Here is a 4,876-nt window from a genome sequence, read left to right on the forward strand (position 1 = left end):
CTGGTTTGGTGTTGACTCATATTCTTTTGCCGATACACTGACAGTTGGGAGCATCAGCGAAAAGGCAAGGAGAAAAGCCAGAAGTTTTTTTGTTTTCATACCATTTTCCTTTCTTTCAATTATATTTATTTCAACGGAATATTATGGTTTTGATACTAGGTTCATTATATCACCATTCTAAGGAAAGAAAAGAATTTTCGATTAGGTATACAGATTCTTTTTCAATGATTTTCCGGATAAAGTTTTATTGTCAGGCATATTGTCATTATAAAATTCTCTGAGAAATCGGGGGTTTGGTTTTTGAGATGATACCTTATAAACTGTTTTATGATATAATATTACTATAGGAAAATCTTGTTTGATACAAAGAAGGGGAGGAGCATATGAAAAAGAAATTGATGGCATTATGCCTTACGCTGACGATGTCAACTTCGTTGATGCCGACCATGGCTTTTGCGGAAACAACAGATATGACAGAGGTTATAGAACTACAGGAAACGGCAGCAGAAGATAGCAAACTGCCGACACCTGTATTGGAATGGGTAGAGGAGAAGTGTCGTCTGAATATTACAATTGAGAGTGGGAATTGGGAAGAACTGGCGGAAGTGGCCTATACACTGGCGATTACAAATACAGATACTGATGAAGAATTTGAAGTCTACCGTGATGGTATTGAGTTTTCTGCGGATGAAAGCAACCTGCTGATCGGCTGGTATACAGAAAATGAAATGAAAACGGGCAATTATCAGGCAGAATTGTATCTGGAAGAGAGTGGGGCCTGGACACCGAGTGATACAGCCACTTTGGAGTTTTATTATGAAAATCCTGGTGAAAAATACGGTACTATTACTGATGTAGTATGGGATAATGGTGAATTGAGTTTTATTGCTCCTGATGATGCTGCTGAAAACAGTACGGTATTTATTCAGTTTGCGAAAAAGGAAAATGGAGAAATTACAGCCTATCGCTATAGCGGTGAAAATATGAATGATCTGTCAAGAGCGATGGAAAGATTTGAGACTTTGATGAATAAAAATGGCGAAGGGGATTACTATTATCGTATTCGTGTGATATCTAATGATCTGAGTGAAAAATATCATGGTGATTGGTCTGTATGGAGTGATGCCTATACCGTTACTGAGCAGGATCTGGAAGAAAATGTGCCTTCTGATACAGGTATCTGGGATGGAACTGTGGCGGACAGTTTTGCAGGCGGCAGCGGCACGGCGGCGGATCCCTACCTGATTGAAAATGGCGCCCAGCTGGTATTGGTAAATGATTATTTACAGAAACACTTCCGTCTGACAAAGGATATCTATCTCAATGATACAGCAGACTGGGAAGAATGGTCTGAAACGAATGTTCCTGCCAATGAATGGGGGATGATTGGTAACTTTGATGATGCCTTTGAAGGAAATTTTGATGGTGATGGGCATTCTATTTATGGTCTGTATATGTCTACTGAGGATAATTATACAGGTCTGTTTTTCAGAACAGAAAAAGCTGAAATCAAGGATCTGTCCATCAAGGAGTCCTTCATGTTTACCAGCGGACAGATGTGTGGTCTGCTGATTGGTGAAGCGATGACAGATACGCGGGTCATCAACTGTCATAACAGCGGTAATATCGAGACTACAGGCGGTCATGTTGCAGGCTTGATTGGGCAGGCATATAGATGTGAACTGATTGCCGACTGTACGAATTCCGGCACGATTGCAAATACAAACAGTACATATACAGATAGTAATGATGTATTAAGAATTGGCGGTGTTGTCGGCAGTGCCAATGAGTCTGTGATCGAGGATTGTACGAATACAGGTAGTATTTCTTCTTATGGCAGTCAGGTCGGCGGTGTTATTGCCTATGCTTTTGGTCAGACAGAGATTACAGGGTGTGTAAATAAAGGTGATGTGACAGTCTATGAAGCAGAATCTGATGAACCCGCTTCTATTGGCGGCATTACAGGCGGTTTATATGATAATGTAACAGTAACGGACTGTATCAATTATGCGACTGTAATGGCGGAAGGTACAAGAGTTGGCGGCATTATTGGACAGGCGCAGGAAAGCTCTGTTATTGGTTGTGAAAATGAAGGTGCTGTTACAGGTCGGGATTCTGTTGGCGGTATCGCTGGTCAGGGATATAATGATACTCTTATAGACTTCTGTGAAAATAATGGTGATGTTATTGTAACATCAGAAAGCAATAGCGAAGCGGGTGGTATTATTGGTCTTTTGAATCAGGGCTTTGTTCGAAATTCAATCAATGGTGGTAAGGTTTCTGGTGTAGCATTGAGAATTGGTGGTATTGTCGGGGATATCAGCAGTAATGCAATGGGAGTTGCCAACTGTTATAATATGGGCGATGTTTCTGGTTCTAATATGGCTGGTGGTATCTGTGGTAGATTAAGTGCAGACAAACCTATCCGAAATTGCTGGAATGGCGGACAGATCACAACAGAATCTTCTCGTTACATACCTGGTGTTGTTTTAAGTAGTGCTGATGAAGGAGACATTGTTCATTGCTATACCTTGCCTGATTGCTGTACAGATGCAGATGACGCAGCATATGTAACAGAAATCACCGAAACAGAACTGAAATCTGCAGATTTTCTGAAAACTCTGAATGATTGGGTACTGGCAAACCAGAGAGTAGAAACAGGTTATGCATATTGGGAAACAGACAGTAATGGATATCCTGCTCCTGTGGGTACAGTGCCTGCATATATTCCTGTAACAGGGAACCTGACACTGAATCAGCCTGAAAACGGATCTGCAACGATTTCTCATACTTCTGCTCTGACAGAAACAATGGTTACAGTAACCGTAACAGCGAATGAAGGCTATATTCCTTACCAGGTATGGTTCTGTACAGAAGAGGACCCTGATACATCCGTTTATGCAGAAAAAACAGGCGACAATACCTTTACCTTCTCCATGCCTTATGGTGATGCGAATGTCTATGCATCTGTTCTGGCTCTGCCCGAAAATGATATGTGGGATGGTACTGTTGCAACAGCCTTTGCGGGTGGTGACGGTACGGAAAACAATCCTTATTTGATTGCAACAGCAAGTCAGTTGGCTTTGGTGGAAAATTATAAAAATAAAGATGCGTATTTCCGTATGGTGGCAGATATTTACCTGAATGATACAACAGACTGGGAATCCTGGACAGCGGAAAATGCACCTGATAATGTCTGGACTCCTCTTTCTTTTCTGAGAACGACACTGGATGGTGGCAATCATACGATTTATGGTCTGTATGTAAATAGAAGTCAGGATTACGGTGGCCTTTTTGCACAGCTTTATAGTGGAGGCTGCCTGAAAAATCTGACGATTGAAAAATCTCATGTTTTTGGTACCAGATATGTGGGTACACTGGCTGGTTATAATGATGGTACGATTGAAAATTGTATCAATAAAGGGAATGTAACGGCTTCTGATGAATATGCAGGTGGTATTACCGGTTCTTGCAATGATGAGAAAAGTCTGGTTAAAGACTGTACAAACTGCGGGGACATTTTTTCTCTTGAAAAAAATGGTGGTATTGCAGGTAGAGTTAGCGGAACAATAGAAGATTGTATTAACCACGCGAATATCGAAGGATATCGCTGTGTTGGTGGCATCGCAGGTGCCGGCTATTCTGATGGTGTAATCAAGGACTGTGTGAACTATGGTGATATTGCGGTTCTTGTTGACTCCAATAATGAAGATAGTAGTGAATATGCTGGCGGTATCATGGGTTCTGTCAGAAATAATGGCGTTTACATTGAAGCGTGTATCAATAATGGCAATATATCTGGATATGATAAAATCGGTGGTATCAGTGGCAATAATGGCTGTAGTCTGATTTCTGGATGCACAAACAATGGCGCTGTTTCGGCTGATTTGCAGAATGCAGGTGGTATTGTTGGCATGATGTATGCGACTGACTCCGATAGTGCAATTATTGAGCTTTGCGTAAATAATGGTGCAGTTTCTGTTGGCATGGATTCTGATGATCATTTTGCAGGTGGTATTGTTGGCTTTACAACAGTTGAAGAAGGAAGTAATGGTACATTGTATGTACGCAACTGTTATAATACTGGGGAAATCAGTGGTAATAGTTGTGTTGGCGGTATCATTGGTGATGCATGGGTAAGAAGTGCTACAGGATATTCTGTGATTGAGAACTGTTATTCTACAGGTGCTATTGCTGGAAATAAAGATACAGGCGGTACGGTAGGTCGTGTCTGCACAAATATCTCTGGAGCAGAGCTGATTGTTCGAAACTGTTATACATTATCTGGTACAGGTTCTGTAGACGTTGTTCTTTATGGTGATGCTGGTACAAAGACTGTAACCAATGTGTTGGCACTGACTGCAGAAGAAATGGGCCAGCAGTCCAGTTTTACAGGTTTTGACTTCACTACTGTATGGATGATTGCAGGGGATGGCAGTTATCCCGTTTTGCGCGGTGACGGTAAAGTCGGCGAAATGGGTGGTGTGATTTCTTACAATTATTATGAAAATGGCGCAGTCGTTGTGACTGCCGATGAGGCCAATAGAGAGTCTGTTTATGCAGTTCTGGCTTCCTATGAGGATGGCAAAATGAAATCCGTGGATATGGTGGAACTGTCCGCAGGTGAGAAAGCTACACTCACGTTGCAGAGTTGGGGACAGGACGTGAAACTGTTCGCTGTTTCTGCAGATTATGTACCTCTTTGTCCTATGGAAGAATTGTAAAATGGGAAAAAGAAAGCAGCAGGATGCGTTCCTGCTGCTTTTTGTATATGAAAAATCAGGTGAGTGGACGCTTATTTATTAATGAAAATCAAACAACCATCATTGGAGAAACCGGTTGATACTTCGTTGTTGTAAAAAAGATATGGATGGTA

Annotated in this window: 1 protein-coding gene; it reads left to right on the top strand. The window is 41.5% G+C overall.

Annotated elements, in window-relative coordinates:
* The first annotated feature begins 383 nt into the window (after positions 1-383).
* Positions 384-4,724 carry a hypothetical protein gene (locus IJ369_RS02735; protein ID WP_290715702.1) on the top strand — a complete coding sequence of 1,447 codons (4,341 nt, stop codon included), beginning with the start codon at positions 384-386 and terminating at the stop codon, positions 4,722-4,724.
* Positions 4,725-4,876 lie beyond the last annotated feature (152 nt).

Source organism: Anaerotignum sp. (assembly GCF_017483025.1).
GTDB lineage: Bacteria > Bacillota > Clostridia > Lachnospirales > Anaerotignaceae > Anaerotignum_A.

Excerpts from the sequence above, each read along its gene's own strand:
- IJ369_RS02735 (WP_290715702.1), top strand. The coding sequence starts at position 384 with ATGAAAAAGAAATTGATGGCATTATGCCTTACGCTGACGATGTCAACT.